Source organism: Ruegeria sp. BHSB056 (genome assembly GCF_059613305.1).
Genome location: NZ_JBXWSG010000201.1, coordinates 1 through 1111, shown reverse-complemented (window position 1 = coordinate 1111; position 1111 = coordinate 1). Strand labels below are relative to the sequence as shown.

The window sequence follows — 1111 nt, the reverse complement described above, 5'->3', positions numbered from 1 at the left end:
GTTGCTGACCCTGTCCTGTCTGGGCCTGGTCCTGACATGGGAAAGCGCTGCGGGCGGGCATATGATCTGGCCGGTTGCGCTGATCCTGCTGGCCGCACTGGCGGGGATGGTCGCGATGCCGCGCCTGCTGCCTCTGCCCTGGCGCTATATCCCCTCCCTGCCCGGCAAAGGATTTGCCCATCGCCTGGCCGATGCGCTGGCTGGGATGGGCCGCAAACCCGGTACGCTGGCCATTGCCTTTGTCGCATCTGTGCTGATTCAGCTGGTGCTGGTCCTGCTGGCCTGGTGGCTGGCCATCGCGGCAGGTGTCGATGTAGCCGCCGGGCCATGGATTTTCGCCTGGCCGCTGGCCAAGATCATTGCGGTTCTGCCGGTCTCGCTGAACGGGCTAGGCCTGCGCGAGGCCACGCTGGCCGGGTTTCTGGCCCCATTTGGCGCCAGCGCGCCTGCGGTCGTGGCCGCCGGGCTGGTCTGGCAGGTAGTGTTGTTTACGGCAGGCGGGCTTGGCGCGCTGGTTCTGACCCTGTCCGGGATGCGGTTCAGCACCCCGGCAAATTCCCAAAAGGAAGAGTGCAAGTGACGGATGTTTCCCGACCCAACGGCGACGACAAGCCCCATATCATCATACTGGGTGCCGGACCGGCCGGGCTGGCCGCGGCCCATGCGTTAACCGGGCAGGCCCGCGTAACGGTAATCGAACGCGCCGCTATCGCGGGCGGCAATTCAGCGTCCTTCCCGGTTGAAGGCGTGATTTGCGATTATGGCTCGCACCGGTTTCACCCGGCGGCAGAGCCCGAGGTTCTGGCCGATGTGAAAGCCCTGCTGGGGGACGATCTGCTGCTGCGCCCGCGCCACGGGCGCATCCGGCTGGGCGGAAAATGGATCCACTTCCCGCTGAAACTGACTGACGCGCTGATGCGCCTGCCCAAACCCTTTGCCTTGTCGCTGATCGGGGACATGGTGCTGAAGCCGTTCCGCAAGAAAAGCACCGGGCCCGAGACATTCTCGACCGTCCTTTATGACGGGCTGGGGCCGACGATTTCGGACAATTTCTATTTCCCCTACGTGCGCAAACTGTGGGGGCTGGACCCGGACAAGCTGGCCGTGAAAC

Annotated in this window: 2 protein-coding genes; both read left to right on the top strand. The window is 64.8% G+C overall.

Going from position 1 to position 1111, the window contains the following annotated elements; all coding sequences use genetic code 11:
• A partial coding sequence (locus tag AC2FND_RS20325; protein ID WP_496771507.1) for a lysylphosphatidylglycerol synthase domain-containing protein occupies positions 1-580 on the top strand: 580 nt, incomplete at its 5' end.
• The coding region (locus AC2FND_RS20320) for an NAD(P)-binding protein (RefSeq protein ID WP_496771506.1) at positions 577-1111 on the top strand (535 nt) is incomplete at its 3' end. The genes AC2FND_RS20325 and AC2FND_RS20320, both read left to right, overlap by 4 nt.